Consider the following 25,481-nt stretch of genomic DNA (forward strand, 5'->3'; position numbering starts at 1 on the left):
GCCCGAACCGCAGGCCGCGACGGATTCGAATCCACTCTTCAGCGCTGACCACCCGGACATCCTGGCATCCCGCTGTTGCGGGTGGCGGCCGGACAGTCGTGGTGGTGGGGCTGGGGGCCAGCGACGTTGAGGATGGGGCCTTCCCCTTCCGGGATTTCGAAGACGAAGACGACGCCGGAGGGGGTGGCCTGGATGGCGCACTGGTTGTCGAAGGTCAGGGGCGTGTATGGCTGCCAGGCGCAACCGACGCGGCCGAGAGCTTCGATCACTTCGGCGTACTTCGGGTGGCCGGTGAACGACCGCTTCTCGACCAGCCCCGGGGGGAGTTCAATGGTGTCTCGCCAGGTCTGGAGGTAGATCAGGATGATCTTCTGGCAGCGGCAGACGCTCAGCTCAAGGTCGCCGTAGGCGAACAGACGCGGCCATGACCGACGCTTCCCGACGACCACTTCAAAGGGCTCGCCGAGCGCTTCGGTGACCGCGCCCCAGGCGGCGCCGTTCGTGACCGGACCCAGCTGCCCCGACCGGGCAAGTTCCGCCAGGACGTCGAGTAGCTCCATGTGGCGGGAGCCTGCCATCTGCGGCGATGGACTGTCGAATGGCTTTGGGCGAAAGCCGACCAGGACCAGGGACCGGATGATCGCGAAGTCCCCGGGACTGATCACTTCCGGCCACAGGCGTTGCTAACGCGCGTCGGAAGATTGCTAGCCGACTGCTAGAGATCCGACCGACAGTGCTAACGCAGCCCTGGAACCTACAGCAGGCAGGCGATCATGGTCTCGGGGCCGGGATAGGTGGCGTAGGGTGGGGCAATCCGACGCGGGGTGGAGCAGCTCGGTAGCTCGCTGGGCTCATAACCCAGAGGTCGCAGGTTCAAATCCTGTCCCCGCTACTAAAACCTGAGGGGCCAGCACGAGTGCTGGCCCCTCAGGCGTGTCGCGCCAACCATCTCAACTGACCTGTGCCACGCGAGGCGTGCGCCAACTCACAGCGGCAACCGGGACGTCAGAGGAACAACCCGAGACGGTTGACCGTTCATCTGTACGTGGCTAGCGGAGGGGACAGTGTCCCCGGGCCTCACCTATAGCCCATGGCGACGATCGTCCGGCTGAAGCCCCATGGAGCCTTTCGCCGAGAGGCGACCGCCCTCCGCACGCCACCACCTACGGCCCCGGCTGGTCTCCCCCGTCCAGCCGGGGCTTTTCACGCGCTGATCACCGGCGCGGCCGCAGGACATTAGTGGTCCAACCGTACCGGGCTCACCGTGTGGACCTGCGGTCTGCCGCTGTCCGCAGGCTTGCCTCCAGGGCGGCCACCAGGTCCACCGCCGGCTCCGGTTCCGCGAACCGCGCGAGCTCTCCTGCGGTCTCTTTCGCCGTCACCAGCTGCTGGAGTGCCGCAGCGTATTCGTCGTGCAGAGACGAGAAGTCAGGCTCGGGGAGCTGGGTCATCAGCAGGGAGGCGAGCTCCAGCTCCTGCCCGGTCAGCGGCGCTGTCACGGCCGGACCGCCGGGTTCGCGTACTTCCTCGGGCCACAGCAGCGTCTGGACCACCAGCGTCTCGCGCCGCGGCCACACCGCGGCCAGGCGCTCCCTGGTGCGCAGTGTCACCTTGGCCACGGCGGCCCGCTCGGCCCGGGTCAGCGCCGCCACCAGCAGCGCGTACGGGCGCCGGGCCGCGTCCTGCTGCGGGGCGGCGTAGTAGGCGCGGGAGAACAGGATCGGATCCAGGCCGTCGACCGGCACGAACCCGAGGACGTCGATCACATGCCTGCTGGGCAGTGGCAGTGCCTCGAGGTCTTCCTCGCGCAGCACCACGGTACGCCCGTCCGCCGTCCGGTATCCCTTGGCGACTTCCTGCCAGTCGACCTCCCGGCCCTCAGCCTCGCACACCCGGCGGTGCCGGATGCGGGAGCCGTCTGCGGCATGCACCTCGTGCAGCTGCACGAGGTGCTCCCGGGTCGCCGGGAACAGACGCACCGGCATGCTGACCAGGCCGAAAGAGATCCAGCCCGTCCATACTGCCTGCGCCGACTCGTCCATGTCTCCAGCGTCCGCCGCCGCGGAGACCGGCGCACCACGAACGGCGTGCCCCCGCCCGTCGCGGCCTGTTCCACTGTGATCTTCACGTCGGGGCAGGCAGCTGCCAGGGGCCACCTGGGACGGCCCCGCCAACTGCCCTGCCCCCCCCCGGAGCCGCAATGCGGCGTGCCTGGCTCGGCATGAAGCAGGCGGGAGCCGCGCCTCAGCTGAGGCCGAGCGCGCTGAGTGCGGTGGTCCAGTCGGTAAGCGCGCCGGGCAGCGGCGAGGTCGGCGCGGGCCTGGACCGCATCCAGGCGGTCACCCGGGCCAGGTGCCGGTGGCTTCGACAATGTGAAGTGGCCCCGTTCGACGCGGCTTGGCTATCGCATGCAGGATCGGGTGTTGCAACCACCTTTAGAACCCAAGCATCGGGGCCATTACCGGGCACTGGCCCAAGCGTAGCGATATACCGGCAAAATGGAATCAAGTCAAGGTGATATGCGACACCGTTGACCTAAATGATCAGCCAACACATGATCCTCACAGTTTCTTGTAAGAAAAGGGTAAGAGAACGGGTGGGGTGTGGTTTCACAAAAACGGCGGCACGGCTGGCGTGATGCGGTGCGAAGTGGGGTGATAGCCGCCACGCTCCTGGGAGGTGTGGTTCCGGTGATCGGGGCGGGGGCGGCTCCGGCACTCGCTGATGACGGGACGGCCTCGGTAGCGGCTGACAGGACTGCGGAGTCGGAGGCGAGTGCTCGTGCGGCGGAGACCGGTGCGCGGGTGGCCGTGGAGGCGGCGACCACCGAGTCGTCCCAGGTTTTCGCCAATCCGGACGGCACCTTCACGCAGGAGATGAACGCGGCTCCGGTCCGTGCCCGGAAGGATGACGGCACCTGGGCCCCCATCGACACCACGCTCGTGCGTGAGGCTGACGGCTCTGTGCGGGCGAAGAACACGACGGCTGGTCTCACTTTCTCGGGTGGCGGCAGCAAGGACGGACTGGTCACGCTGGCGGACGGGAGGCACAAGCTGCGGCTCGGTTGGCCCACCGCGCTTCCCGAGCCCCGGCTCGACGGCGACACCGCCACCTACGTCAGTGTGCTCCCGGACGTCGATCTGAAACTGACCGCGCTGAGTTCCGGCTACACGTCGGTGCTCGTGGTCAAGACTGCGGAAGCGGCGAAGAACCCGGCGCTCACGTCGATCAGAATGACCGTCTCCGGCGGCGGCCTGAGCATCGGCCAGACGGCCGACGGCGGTCTCATCGCGCGCGACGGCGACGGCACTCCGGTCTTCGAGAGCCCGGCGGGCCGGATGTGGGACTCGGCCGGTGACACCCCGGCCACTGGCTCCGCCACGGCCGGCGTCACCACGCAACTCGCCCGCACTACTGCTTCTTCGGCAGAGGCGGAGGGCGAGGCGGAGGAGACGGAGGCGGCCCCACTGCCCGCCGCCGCTGGCGAGCCAGGCCCTTCGGAGGGTCCCGGCAGCGGTGACGCGGCGGCCGAGCTTCCGCTCAAGGTCACCGGTACAGCGCTGGAGATCACGCCCGATCCGGCCCTGCTCCACGGCGCGGACACCGTCTTCCCGGTCTACATTGACCCGCCGACCAAGGGCGTCACGCTGGGCGACTGGACGGCTCTGGCCTCCAACGGCACCAAGTACTGGAAGTTCGACGGGGACAAGGGCGTGGGCCGCTGCTCCAACTACGCCGGCTACCTCTGCTCCAACAGCCCGTACACGCAGCGCATGTACTTCGAGTACCCCCTCTCGTCGATCCACGGCAAGAAGATTCTGGACGCGACGATGGAGGTGTACCAGCTCTGGACGTTCACCTGCGATCCGCATTGGTACGACCTGAGCCACGTGACCAAGGGCATTTCCTCCAGCACCACTTGGTCATCCCGTCCCACGGCGGACGACCTGATGGGCGACCGGAACGTGGCCTACGGGCGGGGCAGCCTGTGCAGCCCGTCGCAGCCGGCGAACTGGGTGCGTTTCAGCGACAACGTGGGTGAGGAGACGAACGAGAACCTGACGACGACCCTCGCCTCGCACGCTGCGAACAAGACGGCGCAGATCACCTTCTCGCTGACCGCGCACGACGAGTCCGACGCGGCCGCCTGGGCGCGGTTCCGCAACGACGCGAAGCTGTCGGTGACCTACGTGTCCTACCCGGACCAGCCGACCTCGTACGGCGTGCAGCAGGGCACCACCGGACGGGCCTGCAACGCCTCCACGCTGCCCTTCGCCACCAGCGACACCACGCCGAAAATGCTGGCCACGGTGCAGTCGGCGGACGGCTCCAACGCTCAAGTGCGCGCTATGTTCGAGGTGTGGAAGGCCGACGGCTCCAGCCGCGCCTGGTACGCGGCCTCGCCAGACGCCGCCTGGGTGGCTGACAACGCCATCCGCGACGCGTCCACCAGCGTGCTGCCTGCGCAGACGGACTACCGGATGCGTGTCAAGACGCAGGCGTACTACAAGACGGACCGGGGCGACACCGGTGTGCTGGACTCGGACTGGTCGTCCTGGTGCTACTTCCGGGTCGACACCGATTCGCCGCCGCCTCCGATCGTGACCAGTGCGGACGGCGTCTACAAGCCGGCCGAGACCGACCCGGCCGCGGGCGGGGTGGGCACGCCGGGCAAGTTCACCTTCACCCCCGCGGACACCAACCTCACCACGCCCGGCATCCAGTCGGACGTCGTCAGCTACAAGTGGAAGCTGAACAGCGGCGCGCTCTCCGCCCCGATCACCGTCGCCAAGGGCACGGCCACCACCCAGACGATCCCGCCGAACCAGGCCGGTGAGAACACGATCCAGGTCTGGGGCTTTGACGCGGCAGGACACAGCTCGCTCACCGGCTACTACAGCTTCCTGGTGAAGGGTGCCGAGCAGCCCTCGGGGATCTGGCACCTGGACAACGCCCTCACCGACGCCACCACCGCCACCCAGCACCCGCTGACCTCCTCGGGGGCCACCTGGGACACCCTGTCCCGCAGCGGCTCCGGTGCGGCGAAGCTCAACGGCACGAGCGCCTACCTATCCACCTCCGGTGCGGTCCTCGACACCACCAAGTCCTTCACCGTCTCGGCCTGGGCGCGTCTGACGAAGAAGGACGTCAACTACACCGTCCTGTCCCAGGCGGGCACGAACGCCTCCGGGTTCCAGCTGTACTACTCCACGGCCTACAACGCCTGGATCTTCAACCGCCACCAGACGGACGTCACCGACCCGGCGATCACCCGCTCGATCGGCACCAAGCCGCCGGTCCTGAACGTCTGGACCCACCTGGCGGGCGTCTACGACGCTGCCGGGCAGACCCTCCAGCTCTATGTCAACGGCGTCCCTCAGGGCAACCCGGTGCCGTTCACCACTCCGTGGAAGGCGTCCGGCAACCTTCAGGTCGGGCGGCTGTGGTACACCGCGACCGGCAAGGAGTACTTCTCCGGAACCATCGACGAGGTGAAGGTCTGGTCCCGCGCGCTTGCGGACACCGAGGTCGCCCACGAGGCCTGGCTGGAGGACGAGGACCTCAGCGACGGCACCGCCGGCGTCCCGGTCCCGGCGATCGTCGCCAAGTGGGACGCGACCGACATGGCGAACGCGACCGGCACCACGGTGCAGGACACCAGCGGCTTCGGCCGGAACCTGACGCTGAACGGGGCCGCGCTCACTCAGTACACCGTCGGTGACCCGGACATCGGCGAAGAGGTCACGACCACGCAGACGATGACCCTGAACGGCACCAGCGCGTACGCCAGCGCCACGGGCCCGGTCGTTGACGACTCCGGTTCGTTCACCGCGACCGCCTGGGTGACGCTGGACCCCGCCAAGCTCGCCGACACCAGCAAGTCGTATTCGGTGCAAGTGTTGGGCCAGTCGGGTACGAGCCAGTCCTCCTGGGGTGTCTGGTATGAGCAGCCGGCGGGCAGCCCCCAGGGCCGGTGGACGTTCGGCCGTCCCGACAAGGACGGCACCGGGGCGGTCTGGACGGAGAGCGAGTCCACCGCTTCCACCACGGCTCAGCTGGGCGTACCGGTCATGCTGACGGTCGTCTACGACGCCCAGGCGGCAGCCGACCCCGATGACACCTCCAAGCTCGGCGCGCTCAAGCTCTACGTGAACAGCGCGCTGATGGGCAATGAGGACGGCGTGCCGTACCCAGCCGCCTGGCAGGGCGGCGGAGCGTTCGAGATCGGCCGGGCGAAGATCAATGGCGCTGCCGCGCGCTACTTCCCCGGAAAGATCGACAGCGTTCGTGTCTGGGCCGGAGCCACCTCCACCGACACGATCGCCAACCGGTACAACACCGAGCAGCAGTAGCAGCGGAACGGGACAGGGCGGGCCTCCTTGCCCGCCCTGTCCCGTGTGCTCGGAACACTCGGCGCGCTTTTGCTGACGCGCCGTCGAGATCCGGCGTTCTCAGGCGCCTACGCCGCCCGAACGCCTCCTTCCCTATCCGAGAACCGGGAGACATCTGTGTCTTCATCCCCCTTCCGCCCACGCTTGCCAGGGGCGGTCATACGCCGCTGGCTCGGCCGTGGCGCACTGGTCGCCTCTCTCGCCCTCCTGCCACAGGTCGTGGTTCCGTCGGGCTACGACTTCACTGCCCAGGCCCAGTCCGTCGCAGCCCGCAAGAAGTTGGAGGACCGGCCCGACGCGAAGATCGACAAGGTGGGCGTGCTCAAGCCCGGCACGTCCAAGGCCCCGAAGGACAAGGCCGTTCCCGCCTCCCGTGAGACCCTTGAGCGGCTGAAGAGAGCCGCGTGGCCGAAGGCTGGCAAGGCCACCGCCGAGGTCGCGGCGACCGGTGAGGCCGCTGTCACCGTCGGCGGACTCGGCGTGGAGCTGGCTCAGCAGCCCGCTGCGCCGGCATCCAAGCCGGCGAAGAGCAAGACGGCGGCGAAGGCCACCGGTCCGGCCGAGAAGGTGGCGCTCAGCGTCCACGCCCAGTCGGCCGCGAAGAAGGCAGGCGTCAACGGCGTCCTGCTCACCGTCGACCCGGCCGGTGCCGCCAAGAAGGCCACCGGTGACACCGACAGGCTCCGTCTCTCGCTGGACTACTCCTCCTTCAACGATGTCTACGGCGGTAACTTCGGCTCCCGTCTGCATCTGGTGACACTCCCGGCGTGTGCGCTGACCACCCCTGAGAAGAAGTCCTGCCGCACCCAGAGCCCAGTGGCGGGCGCGGACAACGACGCCGCGTCCCAGACCCTGACGGGTACCGTCTCCGCCCGCACCCTCACCACCGGCACCCCGGTGCTGTTGGCGGCGGCCGCCGCGAGTTCGGGCGGCGGGGGCGACTACAGTGCCACCTCGCTGTCCCCGACCGCGACCTGGGAGGCCGGCGGCAGCACGGGTGACTTCACCTGGAACTACCCGCTGCGGGTTCCTCCGGCGACGGCCGGTCCGTCCCCGAACCTGTCGATCTCCTACAACTCCGCCTCGGTGGACGGCCGCACGGCCGGCGAGAACAGCCAGACCTCCGTGATCGGCGAGGGCTTCTCGCTCACCGAGTCCTACATCGAGCGGAAGTACGGCTCCTGCAAGGACGACGGCCAGTCCGGCAAGGGCGACCTGTGCTGGAAGTACGCCAACGCCACCCTGGTCCTCAACGGCAAGGCCGTCGAGCTGGTCAACACCTGTGCTGACAAGGCGGCCTGTGACACCGCCGCCCTGTCCCAGGCGTCCGGCGGCACCTGGAAGCTGAAGAACGACGACGGTACCCGTGTCGAGCACTTGACCGGCGCCACCGGCAACGGCGACGACAACACCGAGTACTGGAAGGTCACGGACACCTCCGGCATCCAGTACGTTTTCGGCAAGCAACGGCTGCCCGGCTGGAGCGACAAGGGCACCACCGCCACTACCGACGACGACCCGGTCACCAACTCCGTGTGGACCGCCCCCGTCTTTGGCGACGACTCCGGCGAGCCCTGCTACAAGTCCACCGGCTTCGCCGACTCCTCCTGCAACCAGGCATGGCGCTGGAACCTTGACTACGTCGTGGACACCCACGGCAACGCCTCCACCTACTGGTACACCCCGGAGACGAACTACTACTCCAAGAACGCCGATACCACCGTCAACGGCACCGCCTACACCCGGGGCGGCTACCTCGACCGCATCGACTACGGCCTGCGCAGCGACCTGATCTACTCCAAGCCCGCCGCCCAGCAGGTCGGCTTCACCTACGCCGAGCGCTGTGTCACCTCGGGCGGCTGCTCCAGCCTGACCGCGGCCACCAAGGCCAACTGGCCCGACGTGCCCTTCGACATGATCTGCGCGGCCAGCACCAAGTGCACTACCCAGATCGGCCCGTCCTTCTTCACCCGCAAGCGCCTGACCGACGTCAGCACGTCGGTGTGGACCGGCACCGGCACCACCCGCCGGGACGTGGACACCTGGCACCTGGAGCAGGACTTCCCCGACACGGGTGATGCCTCCTCGGCGAGCCTGTGGCTGAAGTCCATCCAGAACACAGGCAAGGCCAACACCACCGCAGCAGCCACACCGCCGGTCGTCTTCGGCGGCATCCAGCTGTCCAACCACGTCGAGGGCAGCGGCCCGGACACCCTGCGCTACATCAAGTGGCGCGTGCGCACCATCAAGTCCGAGACCGGCTCGACCCTCACCGCCAACTACTCCGACCCCGACTGCATCTGGGGCTCGAGCATGCCGGCGGACATCGACAAGAACACCCGCCGCTGCTTCCCGGTCAAGTGGTCCCAGTCCGGGGCGACCCCAGTCACTGACTGGTTCCACAAGTACGTGGTCACCTCCGTCTTCCAGGACGACCCCTACGGACACGGCGACACCGGCGAGACGTACTACGACTACCAGGGTGGCGCTGGCTGGGCCTACGCCGACGACGAGGGCCTGACCAAGACCTCCAACCGCACCTGGGGGCAGTGGCGCGGCTACGGCAAGGTCGTGGAGACCTCCGGCGACTCCGAGGGCCCGCGCTCCAAGAAGTCCACGCTCTACATGCGCGGCCTGAACGGCGAGAAGGAACTCGACGGCACCGCCCGGGTGGCGACGGTCACGGACTCCACCGGCACCGCCATCGACGACTCCCGCCAGTACGCCGGCTTCGTCCGCGAGACCATTGCATACAACGGCACCGAAGAGGTCAGCGGCACGATCAACACCCCCTGGTCCCACAAGACCGGCAGCCACGCCTACAGCTGGGGCACCACCGAGTCCTGGATCGTCCAGCCAGCCGAGAGCGCCACTCGCACCAAGACCTCCACCGGCACCCGCACGGTCAAGCAGACGACCACGTACGACACCACGTACGGCATGCCGATGACCGTCGAGGACAGCGGGGACGCTGCCAAGACCGGCGACGAGACCTGCACGCGGACCACGTACGCCCGCAACACAACGGACTGGCTGGTAGCCAAGGCCAGCCGTGTCGAGGTCTACTCCGTCCCCTGTGCGACCACGCCAGCGGTTCCCGACAAGGTCGTCTCCGACGTCACCGCGGCCTACGACGGCCAAGCGGTCGGCGTGGCGCCCACCAAGGGCGACATCACCGCCTCCCACCGTGTGGCCAGCTACAACCCGGTGGACAAGACCCCCGTCTACCAGCAGGTATCCGCCTCCACCTACGACAAGCTGGGCCGCCCATCCACCGCGACAAACGCCGTCAACCAAACGGTCAAGACCACCTACGTCCCAGACGACACCGGCTACGGCCCCCTGTCGTCTATGACCACCGTCGACCCCAAGCTGTACACCTTCACCACCGAGGTGGACCCGGCCTGGGGCGCGGCCACCAAGACCGCCGACGCCAACGGCAACGTCACCGAGTGGTCCTTCGACGCGCTCGGCCGCCTGCGGTCGGTCTGGAAGCCGGACCGCTCCCGCACGCTCGATGACGCCGCCAGCATTGTCTACGCCTACAGCATCAACAACGACAAGGAGACCTGGGTCCGTACCGACGCCCTCAAGGCCGACGGCAAGACCTACAACAGCTCCTACGAGATCTTCGACGGCTTGCTGCGGTCGCGCCAGAAGCAGGTCCCCGCGCCGAACGGCGGCCGGGTGATCTCCGAGACCCTCTACGACGACCGCGGCCTGCCCTACATCACCAACACGCAGGTCCACGACAACGTCGCACCTTCGGGCACCCTGGCCAACACCTTCCCCGGTTCAGTCCCTGCCTCCACCGAAACGGTCTACGACGGCGCCGGCCGGGCCACGGACTCGATCTTCCGGGTCTACGACCAGGAGAAGTGGCGCACCAAGACCGACGAGCAGGGCGACCGCACCGCCGTCACCGCCGCCGCGGGTGGCACCGGCACCCTGAGCATCGCCGACGCCCGCGGCAGGCTCGTCGAGCGCCGTGAGTACGGCGGCCCCGTCCCGACCGGCAGCGACTACACCCGCTCTCTCTTCGAGTACGACCCCGCCGGCCGGCTGACGAAGATGACGGGCCCGGACAACGCCGTCTGGTCGTACGGCTACGACCTGCGCGGCCGCATGTTCACTTCCACCGACCCCGACAAGGGCACCGTCACCACCACCTACAACGACGCCGACCAGCCGCTGACCACCACGACAACCCTCGACAAGGCCACCCGCACGCTGATCACCGACTACGACGAGCTTGGCCGCACGATCGGCACCTGGGACGGGGCGAAGGACAACGCCCACCAGCTGACCAAGTACACCTACGACTCCCTCGCCAAGGGACAGCCAACCGCGGCCATCCGCTACGTCGGCGGTACCACCGGCAAGATCTACTCCCAGGTCGTCACCGGCTACGACAGCCTCAGCCGCGCCAAGGGCATCAAGACCGTCATCGCCGCCAGCGACCCCCTGGTGACCGCCGGCGCGCCGCAGACCTTCACCACCTCCACCGTCTACAACATCGACGGCACCGTCCAGTCCACGTCGATGCCCGCGGTGGCCGGCCTGCCCGCCGAGACCGTCGCCAACAGCTACAACAACCTCGGCATGCTCACCGGCTCCCAAGGCATGACCGGCTACGTCCAGAACATCGGCTACTCCCCGTACGGCGAGATCGAGGAGACCCGTCTGGGCACCTCCACCGGTGCCAAGCAGCTCCAGATCTTCAACCGCTACGAGGACGGCACCCGCCGGCTGGCCAACACCCACACCGTCGACCAGACCAACGCCGGCTACACCAGCGACGTCGACTACGCCTACGACACCTCTGGCAACGTCAAGTCGGTCACGGACAATGCGGGCGGCAAGGACACCCAGTGCTTCGCCTACGACGGCTACCGCCGCCTGACCGAAGCCTGGACCCCGTCCTCCAACGACTGCGCCACCGCCCGCTCGGCGTCCGCGCTCGGAGGCCCGGCCGCGTACTGGACCAGCTGGACCTACAAGCCCGGCGGCCTGCGCGACACCCAGACCGAGCACAAGACCACGGGTAACACGACCACCGCCTACGGCTACCCCACCGTGAACGCCAACGGCGCCGGCCAGCCCCACACCATGACCTCGCTCACGGTCAACGGCGGCACGGCGAAGTCGTACACCTACGACGAGCAGGGCAACACCACCAAGCGCTACGACCCCACCGGCACCGCACAGAGCCTCACCTGGGACATCGAAGGAGAACTCACCCGCCTCACCGAAGGCGCCAAGACCACCGACTACCTCTACGACGCCAATGGCGATCTCCTGATCCGCCGCGGCCCCGACCAGACCGTCCTCTACCTGGCCGGCCAGGAACTCCGCTACGACACCACCGCCAAGAAGTTCAGCGCCCAGCGCTACTACGCGGCCGGCGGCGCCACCGCCGTCCGCACCGAGTCCGGCCTGAACTGGATGGTCGACGACCACCACGGCACCGCCTCGATGACTGTGGACCCCACCACACAGGCCGTCACCCGCCGCTACACCAAGCCCTTCGGCGAAACCCGCGGCGCGACACCGCCGGCCTGGCCCGACGACAAGGGCTTCCTCGGCAAACCCACCGACGCCGACACCGGCCTCACCCACATCGGCGCCCGCGAGTACGACCCGGCCACCGGACGCTTCCTCTCCGTCGACCCCGTCCTCGCCCCCGACGACCACGAGTCCCTCAACGGCTACGCCTACGCCAACAACACCCCCGTCACCCTCGCCGACCCCACCGGACTCCGCCCCGACGGAATGTGCGGCGGTGCATCGAGCTCCTGCAACGGTGGTACCGAGACCTGGACCAAGAGCAGGAACGGCTGGGACTGGAGCTACACCAAGACCTACCACTACAACTATCCCGACGGCTCGTCGTTGGCCCTCACGGTCAACACCACCCGCAGCCATGTGTCGTACAGGGTCCACTTCAAGACCGGCCCGAGCCCACTGCCGACTGTGAAGTACGGCAGCGGCGCACCGTCCACCGCGACGCCCAGCCCCAGCCCGGGGATGGCTCCGGACCCCGACTACAAGGGGACCGCCACGGGACCGTCGTGGGGCGTGGCCGGTGAGATCGCCCTGATGGCCTGCGGCTGGGTTCCCGTGGCCGGCGCCGGATGCGACGCCGCGGACCTGGGTCGCTCCGCCGTGGACGAGGACGTGCTCGGGGTCGGCCTCGGAGCGGCCGGCTTCATCCCGCTCGCGGGCGACGCGGCCAAGCTGCCCAAGCAACTCGACAACATAGCCGACGCGATCAAGCTCGCGAACAAGATCCCCACCTCGGCGTTCTCCGCCAAGCTGGACAATCTCACTGAGCATCTGCAGATGAAGGACCTCACTGCGGCCGCGCGGGAACTGAAAGGAGAGGTGGTCAAGCGGAAGGCGAACGGTGTTCCGTGGGATCATGTCCACGAGGTTCGGGACGCCCAGGAGGGCCTGATCAAGGCGATCGGTGGCATCAACAAGAGGCTGTCCCATCCCAATACGGGTGGTGCTGAGCGGGACCTTCTCGTCGCAGACCTGGGGCGGGCCAGCAGAATGCTGGACTTCTCCGAGCAGTTCGTTCCCAGGCCGGGAAGTGGAGCATGACAGTGATGCACGACGATTACGTGCGGCAGTTGATCGCACGAGCGAAGGACGGCGCCATCCCTCAGCAAGAGGTGAAGGAGATCGCCCGGACCATTTCCGAGGGCCGGGCCGGTCGGGACCTCTACCGGCTGTTGTATGCGGTGGCCCGCGCGGGCGGTCCGGCGTACGAGTCGCTGGTCGCCGGCTATCTCATCCACCCCGAGGACCCCGAGGTCTCGGCGCTCGCCGCCCAGGTGCTCACGGGGCACTGGAGAGTGGGAGCGAAGTACCGGAAGCAGATCCTCGAGTTGCTGGGCTCCCCCGAGTGGGACCTGGATGACGACGCGTTCATGGCCGCGGTCTCGGGGGCGGGGCAGATCCTGCACGACGGGTTCGACGCCGAACTCCTCCGTGCCTTGCTGCGGCTCGCTGAGGAAGGCCGCGGTGAGTACGACGACGATCAGATGCGGCGTATCGCGGTGGAGGCGATCGCCCGCGCGTTGGGCGCCAGCCACGCCGAGTCGTTCGGACCGCCCGAGGGAGTCACACGTTCGGAATGGTCGCAGGGCCTGCTGAGGGCCGCGCGTGACCGACTGCACGAGGCGGCGCGTCAGCACTGAATCCGCTGACACCGAGCAGGCCCCGGCAGGACGACGTCCGGCCGGGGCCTGCTGAGCCTCGAAGACCTGCTGCACGGGAGCCGGGCCGCCGCCGCGGGATCAGGCGCTCCCGCGTGAACATGCCGTCCGCCGTGATCCAGACTGTCCAAGTGAGAGGCTGGGACCGTGCCCGAGAGTGTGTCGGTGGTGGTACACCCGCCGCAGCCGGACGGCGGCCGGCAGGTGATGATCCGCGGCGAGCCAGTCGGCACGGCGTATCACCTGCTGGACCTGGTCGAGCTCATGCGCCTCGCAGGCCTACCTGAGGCGGATACGACGATCGACGACCCCGAACTCATCGACTGGCGCGGTGGCGGGCCCGAGGTATGGACGGCGCCAGGGTGATCTGTCGCCCTAGGCGCTGCGCGGTTTCCGGGCCGTCGCCTTCTTGGGCGTCTTCTTCGCAGCGGTCTTCTTGGCGGGCTGCTTCTTCGCCGCCTTCTTGGCCGCGGGCTTCTTGGGCATGTCGTGGACGGTGGCGTCCTTGCCGCGTGCGGTCCGGGCCTTGGTAACGGACTCCTGGAGGGCGGCCGTCAGGTCCACGACCTCCCCGGTCGGCGCCTCCCGCTCGGGCGTCTCCGGGGGTTCGTGGCCTTCGCGCTTCGCCTCGATGAGCTGTTCCACGGCCTCGGTGTACTGGTCGGTGAACTCTTCGCCTTCGAGGTCCTCGCGGGTCAGGCGGTCGATCAGGAGCTCCGCTTCGGCGATCTCCTCGTCGGTGAGCTCCACCGCGCCGGGCGTCAGCTCGGACGGGTCGCGGATCTCGTCGTCCCACCGCATCGCATGCACCACGATCACGCCGTCACGGACCCGCAGCGGGCCCAGGCGTTCGCGTCCGCTCCAGGCGAACTTGGCGACCGCCACCTTCGACGACCGCTCGAGCCCCTGCGCCAAGAGCTTGTACGGCTTCGCCGCGACCTTCCCGTCCGGCTGCAGGTAGTACCCGTCCCCCACCCGGATCGGGTCGATGCTCTCCGCCGGCATGAACGCCACCAGCTCGATAGTCTTCGCCGTCGGCAGCGGCATCTGTTGCAGCTCCTCGTCGAGCACCGGGACGATCGTGTCCTTGGACAGCTCGTAGCCCTTCCCGATTTCGCTCTGTGCGACCTCGCGGTCCTCCAGCGAGCAGTACTTCCGGACGCGGACGCGGGCCATGTCGTCGAGGTGGACCTGGTAGAAGCGGACGCTGTGATCCTCAGTGGCGCTCACAACGTGGATGGGCACCGTGACCAGGCCGAACGAGATGGCGCCTGACCAGATGGTTCGGGGCATGGCAGACCTCCGCGACGTGCCCCGAGAAAGCCAGCCTACGAGCGTCCACACCGTCCGGCGCGCGCTGCACGGGGGCCTGAGTCCGGGGTCCGGATGCGCATCCGGGCAGGCCGAACGATTCTGAAACCATGCCCGGAGAGCTCGACGTCATCGTGTACCCGCCATCCCCGACCGACGGCAGCCGGCGGGTACGCGTCAACGGAGAACTCCTCGGCACCGCACGCTCACTTGGCGAGCTGACCGCCTTCCTCCGGCATGCCGGGCTGGAAGGTGCCGACGAGATCGATGTAGCCGACTCGCACCTGATCGCGTGGCACGGCGGCGGCCCCGAAGCATGGTCGCCACCGAGGTGACGAGCCCCGCTATAACGCCCGGTCCGGCCCGCTGTCAGTGGCGGCAGCGATGATGCAGACATGGCGGTCGCGATGACGAACTACGGCCTCACCTGGACCGACCCCGACGGCACGCCCCCGCGCCTCCGTCGTCAGCTACGACAGGGTCAGCGCCGACCGGCCGAAGGATGAGCTCGAAGCCGGCGGGTGCACCAGCGTGGAGGTCGACGACTGATCGCCGCTGGCTGTCATCCAGCGCCAGGGCGCCTCCAGTGGCTCCGGAGCGTTGTCGCGCCAGGCCCGGGCAGCGGCCTGCGTGCAGGGGCGCGCAAACCTGTCACCATCACCCTGGACGACCAATCCCACTCCGGCCCCGGCGACGCCGACGCGCCGAGCCACGCGCTGGGGGTGATCGTGGGGAGCGGGAGATGGGGGCGCGGTGAGGCGGTCCCCTGGCCGCCCGCCTCACCCTTCACCGACGTTCGACCGCCGCGCCACCCTTCAAGCGGTGCGGGAGCAGGTTGCGGTGGAGTGCGAGGGCAGCGGTGTGCTCGCGGGCGTCAGCTCGCGTGCGGCGTGCAGGAGGTCGGCGTTGACGACGGTGGGGCGGAGACGAGTGATTAGGCGAGTCCACCAGACCGCCAGCAGTACCCTCCGGACGGGGTCGGCGCCTCCCGTCGGAACCAGCGAACCCCTCGCAGCCGAGCACTTCGCCAACCGAATCCCCGCCACGAACACATCCCCCGCTCTCCATCGCGGTATTGGCGGTTCATCCAGGTAGCCGTCTTCCTCGCCGTGCACCCCTTACGTCAGCGGTTCACTCTTCGGTACCTGCTCTTGATCTTCCTCTAGCCCGCGCAGCGGTCAGCCGACTTGGGCACCTGAACGCCGTGGGTGACATCGATTAATTTTGACTTTCAGGAGTGCTGGCCTGGATCATCCGGCAATATGCATGTTTGTGAGACGATTCCCGGTGAGGTTGGATGCGGTGGTCCAGCATTGGGCGGTGCACGACGCTGAGTGGGAGCTCGTGACGGACAAGCGGAAGTCGTCTTCGCTGCCATCGGTTCTCTCACTCACAGGGGACGCACGGTGACGCGGCTAATCAGCCGTCACCTGCGGCTGCCTCGCACGGCACGGATCACCTCGGCGACAGCGTTCAATACGCTCGCACGGTCACCCGAGGCGGTGCCCTTCACGGCAACGATGATGATCAGCACGGCCGCTGCGGCGGTGACCAGAGCGAGGGCCACGGGCACAAGGGCCCAGGCGGTGACGTTCATCGGGTTCCCTCCGTCCGCGCGGCCAGCCTCCGGGCCGCACGGTGCACATTCCAGCCCATCGCTGGAACCCGACGGAGCCTTGCCGGACACGGCAGACAGTCGCGGAGAAAGAGCAGCTCATAAGCCCGCCCGGTTCCTTGGCGGGCAGACTGGCCGGACACCGAGCAAGCAGGGCGGCACGCAGTGAGCAAGTGGACCGATCTCAGTCCACAACGCCAGGTGCTGCGCGACGGACTACAGGAACTGGAGACACGTGCCCTCCGTGGGCGAAAGCGCCAAGAAGCCCTCACCGAGGCCCGCCGCAGACTGCAAGAGCCCGGGCGACTGAACGCCAAAACGGTCAGCGGCTGGTTTACCCAGGGCGTCCCCGCGGAGGAGTTCCAAGAACTGTGGATCTTGGTCGAGGTACTTGTGGAATGGTCCGGGCAGCCTCAGCCCGGCACCCTCAGCGGACGTGACCGTGCCACAGCAACAGCCCGATGGGCTAGTACCAGGGAACTATGGAAGGCGCGGTGGGAACAGGCCAAGGGTTCACAGCCCGTCGGGGCCTCACCACCCGTCGCACCCAGTGGTAGCCCCCGTGACCGGCGGCTGCACGCCTATTTGCGTGCCGCAGTGCGCGCGGCACGCGAACACCCCTACCCGGGTGTGTTGCCGGGCACCAGACCGCCCCTGGCCGCCGTGTATCTGCGTCAGCAAGCCACTGCTTCGAACATGGAGGCTTCGGACAAAGGGGTCGGTAGTCGAAACAAGGGGGGCAGACAGGTACAGGTGCTGGCCGCTGCACAGGTTTTGGAAGGGGAACATGCATCTGTGATCCTGGCCGGGCCAGGCGGCGGCAAATCCAGCCTGTTGCGTACCTACCTGACCGATTGCGCCGAACGCCGGCTAGCCGGCCACGCGGACAAAGCAGTTGCAGTGCTGGTCAATGCCGCGGACCTGGACAGGCTGCCGCTCGCCCCTGCCCTGGCCGCGGCTGTGAATGCGCAGTTGGGTTCCTACGGGTTGAACGAGGAACTGCCGGCGGAGTTCTTCAGCACCCCGCCTCGTCCAGGCGCGGAGTGGCTGGTGCTGGTCGATGGCCTCGACGAAGTTACCGATCCGTCTGCTAGGCACCGGGTGCTGGGCACCGTCGCCGCCCTCGCCGAGGGCGAGGAGTCCGCGCTGTACCGCTTCGTAGTGGCCACCCGCCCTCTCCCGGACAGCGAACTGAATACGCTCGGCCTACATTGGGGGCGCCACGAGTTGCTGCCCTTCAACGACCGCCAGCTGCCAAACATCGCCAGCAGATGGTTTCAGGCGGCGGGTCTGGACAACCCCCGTAGGGAGGCCGCGCGTTTCGTCCGGGACCTGGAAGGTAGCGGCGTGGCCAGCCTGGCGCGCATCCCGCTGATGGCGTCAATGCTGTGCCAGCTGCGTGCCGCTGAGCCCGGCCAACCCCTCCCACAGGGACGAAGCCAGATCTACCGAGACTTCATCGGCCTGCTGCACAAACACCAGCACGCCCCTCGCTCGGCGCAGGAACACGCCCACGCCTGCGCTGGGATGGAACGCTACGGGCCCGGTGCCCGGCAGCAGGCCGAACGCGTTTTGGATCATCTACACGCCCTCATCGCTTATCTGGCAGCCGCTCGTTACGTCGGGAACAGGCTGCCGGCAGCAGAACTCGTGGAGTCCCACCCCACGGCCCGGCGCCCCTCGCGCGTACCGCAAGACGAGTGGCGCGCGTTCCTAGACTTCACCCTGCGTCGCAGCGGCCTGTTGACGAACCGTGCAGGCGAGCTGGTCTTCTTGCACCAAACCCTTTTGGAGTACCTCGCTGCCCGCCACGCGACCCGTGATCCGCTCACACGTGCCGAGGCTCTTCGCCAATCCCTCCAACATCCCGCCCGATACGGGCCATTCAGTGATGCACCGGGTGTGCGGCCCCGCGTGTGGTTCCGCCGATACTGGAAAGCCCCACCAGCACACGGTGACGAGCAGTCCTACATCGGTTTCCTCCTTGACACCGCATGCGAGGCTGACCCGCACGCCCTTTCCCTCCACTTGAATCGTCTGGCCTCCCACCGAACGGGACTGCGTGGCTGCGCGTTCGTCGCTTCGCAGATCTTGCTTGGCACCCTCATCCCTCCACCTATCGTCAACACCACCACTCGCCTGCTGCACCTCTATGCCAGTGATCCCACCCTCGCCAGTCACGAGCGGGTGCGTGCGGCCGCGGAGCTGGCCAAGCTGGGTGACCCGCGCGCCGCGGAAACGTGGCACATCCTCGCTACTGACCCCACCCTCAATGGCGTCAGCCGGGTGCAGGCGGCCGTAGCTCTGGCCAAGCTGGGCGACTCGCGCGCCACCGAGATCTTGCACCCTCTCGCTACCGATCCCAACATCAACGCCGCCGATCGGCTGACGGCGGCCGGCGAGCTGGCCTATAGGCACGACCCGCGCGCCATCGAAATTTTGTACCTCCTGGCCACCATTCCCACCCCCGATGTCTACGCTGGCGCGCGGGCGGCCCTAAGACTGGCCGAACTGGGCGACTCACGCGTCTCCGGCCTGCTCCACAGCATCACCATCGACCCCACCCTCGACGCCGCTGACCGGGTAAAGGCGGCCAGGAAGCTGGCTGATCTGCACGATCCGCGCGTCCCCGACCTGCTCCACAGCATCACCATCGACCCCACGCTCGACGACCACGTCCGAGCGGACGCGGCCGGGAGCCTGGGTTACCTGCATGATCCGCGCGCCGCCGACCTGCTCCACACCCTCGCCACCAACCCCACGCTCGACGACCACGTCCGAGCGGACGCGGCCGGGAGCCTGGGTTACCTGGATGATCCGCGCGCCGCCGACCTGCTCCACACCCTCGCCACCAACCCCACCATCGACGACCCCTACCGGCTACGGGCGGCCGACAGACTCGCCAAGTTGGGCGACTCGCGCGCCGCCGAGACTTATCTCCTGCTCGCTGCCGACCCCCTCGTCCGCACCGACAGCCGGATGATTGCGGCCAGGGAGCTGGCTGATCTATGTGATCCGCGCGCCGCCGAGACCTTGCACCTCCTCGCTACCGATCCCGCCCTCGATGCCTTCCATCGGGTACAGGCGGTCGAGAAACTCGCCGAGTTGGGCGAGCCACAGGCCGAAACCTTGCATCACCTCGCTACGGATCCCACTCTCGACGTGTCCGACCGGGTGACGGCGGCCTGGGCTCTAGCCGAAATGGGCGACTTACGCGTCCCCGACCTGCTCCACAACATCACCAGCGACCACACCCTCGCCGCCGACGACCGGGTAAAGGCGGCCAGGAAGCTGGCTGATCTGCACGATCCGCGCGCCGCTGACCCCTTGTATCTCTTGGCCTCCGACCCCGCCGTCGACGCCTCGAGCCCCGGGTGCGCAGCCCTGGGACTGGCCGAGCTCGGCGACTCACGCGCCATAGGTCCATTGCACAGCCTCGCCACCAACACCTCTGTGTCACGTGAGTACCGACTGCAAGCGGCTGAGGAGCTGGCCAAGTTGGGCGATTCGCGCGCCGCCGAACTGCTCCACACCCTCGCCACCAACCCCACCCTCAACGCCGACGGCCGGGTACGGGCGGCTGACAAACTGGCCGAGCTGAGCGATTCGCGCGCCGCCGAACTGCTCCACACCCTCGCCACCAACCCCACCCTCGACGCCAACCGTCGGGTATGGGCGGTTAAGAAACTGGCCGAGCTGAGCGATTCGCGCGCAGCCGAACTGCTCCACACCCTCGCCACCAACTCCACCGTTACCCCCTTCGCTCGGCTGTGGGCGGCTGACGAGCTGGCCGAGTTGGGCGATTCGCGCGCCGCCGAACTGCTCCACACCCTCGCCACCGACCCCACCCTCCACGGTGACGAACGAGTGAGAGCGGCCGCCAAAGTGACCGATTTGGACGATTCGCGCGCAGCCGAACTGCTCCATACCCTCGCCACCGACCCAACCCTCGATGCTTGGTGCGGTGTCGATGCGGCTTGGGAGCTGGCCAAGCTGGGCGATTCTCGCGCCCCCACCCTGCTGCAACTGAATCGCCTCAGGGGAAGGAAAGATGCAGCTCAGGGGCGGCTTCGAGCGACGCGTGATACATAAGCCTGATAGAGGTCAGCTCACTCTCGTGTACTGCTATCGGAGTTGGGTGCGGCTCGTTTCGAGGGATGGGCTGAGCAGGGGAGACGTTGACTGGTGTGTGGATGGGCAGGTGTCTGGGCCGGCTATGGGGTGCGGTCCTTGCGCAGTGCCTGGAGCAGCCAGGAGAAGTCTGGGAGCAGGGCGGGTAGCAGCTGCCAGCCGTTGACGGTCCATACCAGTCGCCAGTACCGCTCTATGCGTGGGTCGTTGGTCACCTCGAGTTGCTGGATCATCCGGGTCGTCACCTCTGCGTCAGAGATGTGCGGGTACGCCTGTGCGAACAGTTGGACGATTCCCTTGACGGTCGGTTCGGCTTCCGGACTGAGTGGGTCGATGCCTGCTTCCTTCGCTGCGGTGATCCGCTCACGAACGGACTCGGACTCCAGTACCTCGTCGTATATACCGGATTCGGTCTGGTTGGTCTGGCGCTCAGCGGACTTTCGCATGCGGTCGCGGAAGTCCTCGTCGCCGATGAGTTCGTTGAGCTCCACCCATGCGCGGACTTGCGCGGGAGAGGGGTCATCGGGGAGGTCGGGGGCGGCCGCGCGCACCATGGCTGCCAGATCAAGGTGGTGCTCCGCACCGAAGGTGGTGTCGATGAAGTCGTCGATCAGGCGTCGTCGTTCGGATGTGGTCAGCCGGGTGAGCTTGTGCATGAGATTGGCCTCCTCGGGACTGGAGCCGTGGGCGGCCACGGCTCGCAGGACACTGCGACGCAGTCGCAGCGGACAGACCGGTCCGCCGGGCAACATCCCCGGGTAGAGGGTCGCGTCGTTCATGCCCCTCATCCTGGCGTCTCCCGTTACCGGAGGCTCAAGGCTGTTTGCCGCAGAACAGCCACGGACGAGATGTTGATTGGGGTGTGGGTGGGCAGGTCTCTCCTGACGGGAGGGGGCGGTGCCGGTGGGGTCGTTACTCGATGCGATCGAGGCCGAGGAGGCCGTGGTCCGGGAGCGCGTGGAAGAACTCGAGTCCCGGGTGGCCGAGTTGATGGTGCGGCTGGAGGCCGAGCGTGAACGGCTGTCGCGACTGGTGATCACCCGGGAGACGGCTGGCGAACTCCTCGCGAGGATGGCCGGCAGTGAACAGGGAGAGACAGTGCGGGATGCGCCGCCGGCGGCGACGGAAGAAGTGGCGTCGCCGTTCGCGGGGGCGGAGCGGCGGGTCGTGGGGGTGCTGGCGGTGCCGAAGTGGCGGCCGGGCCTGGAGCCGGGGGTGCTGCCACGGGTCTACCAGGACATCCTGGAGGTCGTGGGGGACGCTCCGGGGCCCGTGCGGGCCAAGCAGATCGTGCCGAGGATCGGCCTTGCGGCCGAGACCGCGAAGATCGAGGGGACACGCGCGAAGCTGAAGCGTCTGGTCGAACGCGGCTGGCTGGACGAGGACTCGCCCGGCCTGTTCACCCCGTCCCGCACCAGGACGACCGGTTCGCCCAACTTGCCCTGAAAGAAGGGCTCTTCCTTCTAGATTCGTAGGTGCCAACCAAACGAACCGGAAGAAAGAAGAGCCCGGATGGAACAGTACGACACCGCGGGCACGCCTGACCCGTTCGCCCGCTCGGTCAGTGCCTTCGAATCGCTGACGGCCACCCTGTCAGGACGGCCTGCCGGCGAGTGGACCCACGCCGAGCTGGAAGAACACCTCGACGACGCCGGACGCGCCCTGATCCGCCAGCTCCTGCAGGACCATCTCGACCTGCGGGCGATCCGCGAGGAACAGCAGACCCGTGACGCGTCCGCCCCCAGGCCGGTGGGGCCGGAAGGAACGGTGCGTCCGTGGCGCGAGACGGGTCATGAGCGGTGGCTGGCCTGCCTGTTCGGACACGTGAGGGTGCGCCGCGTTGCTCATCGGGGGCCGGGAGTGTGCAACGTGCATCCCGCGGATGCGTGTCTGTCACTACCGGCCGGGCGTCACTCGCTGGGCCTTGGGCGCCTGGCGGTCACCGAAGCCGTCCGCGGCTCCTACGACCAGGCCCTCGAAGCGGTCCGCCGCCGATGCGGCCATGTGCTGGGCAAACGGCAGCTCGCCCGGCTCCTGGTGTCAGCGGCCGGTGACGTCGACGCGTTCTACCGGGCCCAGATCGCCGTCCCCTGCACCCGCGACATGCCGCTGGTGATCCAGGCCGACGGAAAAGGCATCGTCATGAGGCCCGAGGCCCTGCGCGAAGCGACCCGCCGCAAGGCCGCCCAAAGCGCCGCCGCCGGCCGCCGCGGACGCCTCGCACCCGGCGAGAAACCCAACCGGAAACGCATGGCCACTGTCGCCTGCGTCTTCGACACCCGCCCCGCTCCCCGCCGTCCCCACGACGTGATCCACCCGCCCGGCGGGCGCACCGGCGACCGCACACCCCGGCCCGGCCCGAAAGCCGTGAACAAATGGTGCACCGCCTCCGTGATCCGCCCGCCCGAACAGGTCATCGCCGACGCCTTCGACCAAGCCCACGACCCGCACCACCACCGCCCCTGGATCGTCCTCGTCGACGGCGCCCACCACCAGCTCGGCCTCATCCACGCCGAAGCCGAACGCCGCAACATCACCATCCACGTCCTGCTCGACTTCATCCACGTCGCGGAATACGTATGGGCAGCCGCCCACGCATTCCACACCCCCGGCAGCCGCGAGGCCGAGACATGGGCCGCCGACCATCTCACCACGATCCTCGCAGGCCAAGCCTCCCGCGCCGCCGACGAAATGCTGCCCCAGACCGACCGTGAACGCCTGCCCGGCTCACGCCGGGAAGCCATAGTCAACTGCCACCGCTACCTCACCGGCCACCTCGACCAGCTCCGCTACGACACCGCACTCGCCGCCGGCTGGCCCATCGCCACCGGCGCCGTCGAAGGCACCTGCCGCCACCTCATCGGCGACCGTCTCGACATCACCGGCGCCCGCTGGGGCCTCGAAGGAGCCGAAGCCGTCCTCCGCCTGCGCGCTCTCACCGCCAACAACGACCTCGACGCCTACTGGACCTTCCACACCCAGCGTGAACACCAGCGGCTCTATCCCACCCCTGACCAGGACGGTTACACACTGACCGCCTGATCCACGACCTTCACTTCAAAAGAGCCGCACCCATCGGAGTTCGACGGCGTAGCTGCCTCCGTCGAAGGTCCATCCGTCGGTGCCCTCACCGATGTCCGCCATGATGACGTCGTCGATGAAGTGGTCCTCGAAGTCGTCGTCGGTGAGTTCGCCGGCCAACCAGAGTTCTGAGGCGACCCCCTGATCGAGACCGGCACCGAGTCCCTCCGGGTGGACCAAAACGTTTACCGATCCCCGGCTCTGCGCGGCCATCGTCGACCGTCTCACCTTCGGCGGGAACATCATCGAAACCGGCACAGACTCCTTCCGTCTGGCCCAGACCCGAGCCAGGGCCGAACAGGCCGCAGGCTGACGATCACAACAGGCCCTTCCTCTGTTCGTTTCTGCGCGCCGTGCCTCTATCCTCAAAGAGGTCATCAACTACCACATGACATCTGCCCGGTGATGAAGTCGGCGTGGGGTGCGCGTCCCCGCTCCACGCCACCACTGGACGGCTTCAGGCGCAGCCACGGGTCGGCACATCCGGACGCCGACGACCCCGTTGGCGCGTCCCGCCGGGCGGCGAAAAGGGATGCGCCGTGCCTTCGGCTTCGGCGAACTACCGTACCCTGCTGCGCACTTCGGGTGCCGCAGCCTTCTTCCTTCCCGCCGCTGTCGGACGTCTGGGCATCGCCATGACGGGGATCAGCATCGTCTGGCTGGTGCACGCACGCACCGGGTCGTATGCCGCCGCGGGTCTCGTGACCGGCGGATTCGCTGTCGCGGACGCCGTCGCGGGGCCCCAACTCGGGCGCCTTGTCGACCGGTTCGGGCAGGCGCGGGTGCTCCCCTGGGCGCTGGGCGCACATGCCGGGGCCGTGGCACTGCTGCTCGCCGGCGCCGTTCCGGGCCTCGTCGCCGGAGTGCTCGTCGGGGCAACGCTGCCCCAGCTCGGTGCCTGTCCGCCGCTCGCTGGTCCGCCCTGCTCTCTGGCCAACAGGCTGCCTCACTGCCCACCGCCTTCGCCCTGGAGGCCCTCGCCAACGGCGTGTCCTACCTGGCCGGCCCGGCCCTGGTGAGCGTCCTCGGTGCAGCGGGTAGTCCGGGTGCCGGAGTGCTGCTCGCCGCCGCGCTCGTCGTCGGCGGCGGGCTCGCCCTCGCCACCCAGCGCCGCACCACGCCGCCCCTCACCGGCCGCACCGAACGCAAGCACGCCGGACGCGCCCTGCTCCGCTCCGCATTCCTGCGGCAGGCCGCGCTCGGCCTCACGCTCGGGGTGTTCTTCGGCGCAATGCAGGTGTCCGTCACCGCATACGCCGTCGGACGCGGCACACCGGACGCGGCAGCGCCGCTCTACTTCGCCTCCAACTGCACCAACCTGGTGGGTGGTTGGGTCTATGGAGCATGGCGCCGCGGCGGCTCACTCCGACGTCACCAGGCCGCAGCCGGCCTCGCCCTCGCGAGCCTCCCGCTGACCATCCTCGACGCACCCCTCGCGATCGGCGCCACCCTCGCCCTGACCGGACTCGCCGTGCCAGTCCTCCTGATCCTCACCTCCGTCCTCACCGAGGCTTCGGTCCCTCGCGCCGCTTCCTCACCCAGGCGTTCACCTGGGGAAACTCCGCAAGCGCGGCAGGAATAGCAGCCGCCGCCGCGGTCTCGGGACGGGTGGTGGACGCGGGTGGTGCGCACGGCGGCTTCGGCGTGGTGGCGGGGGCCGCGGTGGCGATGACGGTCCTGGCACTCAGCGGTCTGCGGAACTCATCAGCAGTCGAGAACGAACGACCT

The 25,481-nt window shown here is 68.2% G+C and carries 15 protein-coding genes, 1 tRNA gene and 1 pseudogene; 11 read left to right on the top strand and 6 right to left on the bottom strand.

Annotated elements, in window-relative coordinates; genetic code table 11:
• Positions 1-38: 38 nt before the first annotated feature.
• Positions 39-665: a hypothetical protein gene (locus ACZ7M2_RS47775; protein WP_471600613.1), complete on the bottom strand. Its 627-nt coding sequence runs from the start codon at positions 663-665 to the stop codon at positions 39-41.
• 153 nt (positions 666-818) lie between these two features.
• Here ACZ7M2_RS47775 and ACZ7M2_RS47780 point away from each other — a divergent pair.
• Positions 819-892, top strand: a tRNA-Met gene (locus ACZ7M2_RS47780).
• Between the two features lie 367 nt (positions 893-1,259).
• On the opposite strand, the gene ku (ACZ7M2_RS47785) is transcribed toward ACZ7M2_RS47780, so the two are convergent.
• Positions 1,260-2,042 carry a non-homologous end joining protein Ku gene (ku, locus tag ACZ7M2_RS47785; RefSeq protein ID WP_471600614.1) on the bottom strand — a complete coding sequence of 261 codons (783 nt, stop codon included), beginning with the start codon at positions 2,040-2,042 and terminating at the stop codon, positions 1,260-1,262.
• Between the two features lie 762 nt (positions 2,043-2,804).
• Here ku (ACZ7M2_RS47785) and ACZ7M2_RS47790 point away from each other — a divergent pair.
• The 4 genes from ACZ7M2_RS47790 (at position 2,805) to ACZ7M2_RS47805 (ending at position 13,981) form a co-directional block, all read left to right on the top strand.
• Positions 2,805-6,353, top strand: a complete 3,549-nt coding sequence (locus ACZ7M2_RS47790; RefSeq protein WP_471600615.1) for a LamG domain-containing protein — start codon at positions 2,805-2,807, stop codon at positions 6,351-6,353.
• 198 nt (positions 6,354-6,551) lie between these two features.
• On the top strand, positions 6,552-12,998 hold the full coding sequence (locus ACZ7M2_RS47795) for a polymorphic toxin type 28 domain-containing protein (protein WP_471600678.1): 6,447 nt from the start codon (positions 6,552-6,554) through the stop codon (positions 12,996-12,998).
• Positions 12,999-13,003: 5 nt separating this feature from the next.
• Complete coding sequence (locus tag ACZ7M2_RS47800) at positions 13,004-13,597, top strand: hypothetical protein (RefSeq protein ID WP_471600616.1); 594 nt, start codon at positions 13,004-13,006, stop codon at positions 13,595-13,597.
• Positions 13,598-13,762: 165 nt separating this feature from the next.
• Positions 13,763-13,981 carry a hypothetical protein gene (locus ACZ7M2_RS47805; RefSeq protein ID WP_398100294.1) on the top strand — a complete coding sequence of 73 codons (219 nt, stop codon included), beginning with the start codon at positions 13,763-13,765 and terminating at the stop codon, positions 13,979-13,981.
• Between the two features lie 9 nt (positions 13,982-13,990).
• Here ACZ7M2_RS47805 and ku (ACZ7M2_RS47810) read toward each other — a convergent pair whose 3' ends face one another.
• Positions 13,991-14,908, bottom strand: coding sequence for a non-homologous end joining protein Ku (gene ku / locus ACZ7M2_RS47810; RefSeq protein WP_471600617.1), 918 nt, complete (start codon positions 14,906-14,908; stop codon positions 13,991-13,993).
• A 128-nt stretch (positions 14,909-15,036) separates the two neighbouring features.
• On the opposite strand from ku (ACZ7M2_RS47810), the gene ACZ7M2_RS47815 reads away from it, so the two are divergent.
• Positions 15,037-15,261, top strand: coding sequence for a hypothetical protein (locus ACZ7M2_RS47815; RefSeq protein WP_471600618.1), 225 nt, complete (start codon positions 15,037-15,039; stop codon positions 15,259-15,261).
• 1,091 nt (positions 15,262-16,352) lie between these two features.
• Here ACZ7M2_RS47815 and ACZ7M2_RS47820 read toward each other — a convergent pair.
• Positions 16,353-16,523, bottom strand: a complete 171-nt coding sequence (locus ACZ7M2_RS47820; RefSeq protein ID WP_471600619.1) for a hypothetical protein — start codon at positions 16,521-16,523, stop codon at positions 16,353-16,355.
• 681 nt (positions 16,524-17,204) lie between these two features.
• Here ACZ7M2_RS47820 and ACZ7M2_RS47825 point away from each other — a divergent pair.
• On the top strand, positions 17,205-20,633 hold the full coding sequence (locus tag ACZ7M2_RS47825; protein WP_471600620.1) for a hypothetical protein: 3,429 nt from the start codon (positions 17,205-17,207) through the stop codon (positions 20,631-20,633).
• A gap of 122 nt (positions 20,634-20,755) precedes the next feature.
• Here the strand turns inward: ACZ7M2_RS47825 and ACZ7M2_RS47830 are convergent, their stop codons facing one another.
• Positions 20,756-21,451 carry a hypothetical protein gene (locus ACZ7M2_RS47830; RefSeq protein ID WP_471600621.1) on the bottom strand — a complete coding sequence of 232 codons (696 nt, stop codon included), beginning with the start codon at positions 21,449-21,451 and terminating at the stop codon, positions 20,756-20,758.
• A gap of 124 nt (positions 21,452-21,575) precedes the next feature.
• On the opposite strand from ACZ7M2_RS47830, the gene ACZ7M2_RS47835 reads away from it, so the two are divergent.
• Positions 21,576-22,118, top strand: a complete 543-nt coding sequence (locus tag ACZ7M2_RS47835; protein ID WP_471600622.1) for a hypothetical protein — start codon at positions 21,576-21,578, stop codon at positions 22,116-22,118.
• Positions 22,119-22,184: 66 nt separating this feature from the next.
• Positions 22,185-23,714, top strand: a complete 1,530-nt coding sequence (locus ACZ7M2_RS47840) for an ISKra4 family transposase (RefSeq protein ID WP_471600623.1) — start codon at positions 22,185-22,187, stop codon at positions 23,712-23,714.
• Positions 23,715-23,729: 15 nt separating this feature from the next.
• Here the strand turns inward: ACZ7M2_RS47840 and ACZ7M2_RS47845 are convergent, their stop codons facing one another.
• Complete coding sequence (locus ACZ7M2_RS47845; protein ID WP_471600624.1) at positions 23,730-23,873, bottom strand: hypothetical protein; 144 nt, start codon at positions 23,871-23,873, stop codon at positions 23,730-23,732.
• Positions 23,874-23,919: 46 nt separating this feature from the next.
• Here ACZ7M2_RS47845 and ACZ7M2_RS47850 point away from each other — a divergent pair.
• Both ACZ7M2_RS47850 and ACZ7M2_RS47855 read left to right on the top strand, forming a co-directional pair.
• Positions 23,920-24,066, top strand: a pseudogene (locus ACZ7M2_RS47850) (ATP-binding protein); the annotation flags it as partial.
• A 675-nt stretch (positions 24,067-24,741) separates the two neighbouring features.
• Positions 24,742-25,335, top strand: a complete 594-nt coding sequence (locus ACZ7M2_RS47855) for a hypothetical protein (RefSeq protein WP_471600625.1) — start codon at positions 24,742-24,744, stop codon at positions 25,333-25,335.
• Positions 25,336-25,481: the final 146 nt, after the last annotated feature.

The sequence above is a fragment of the Streptomyces sp. NPDC111507 genome, assembly GCF_055638955.1.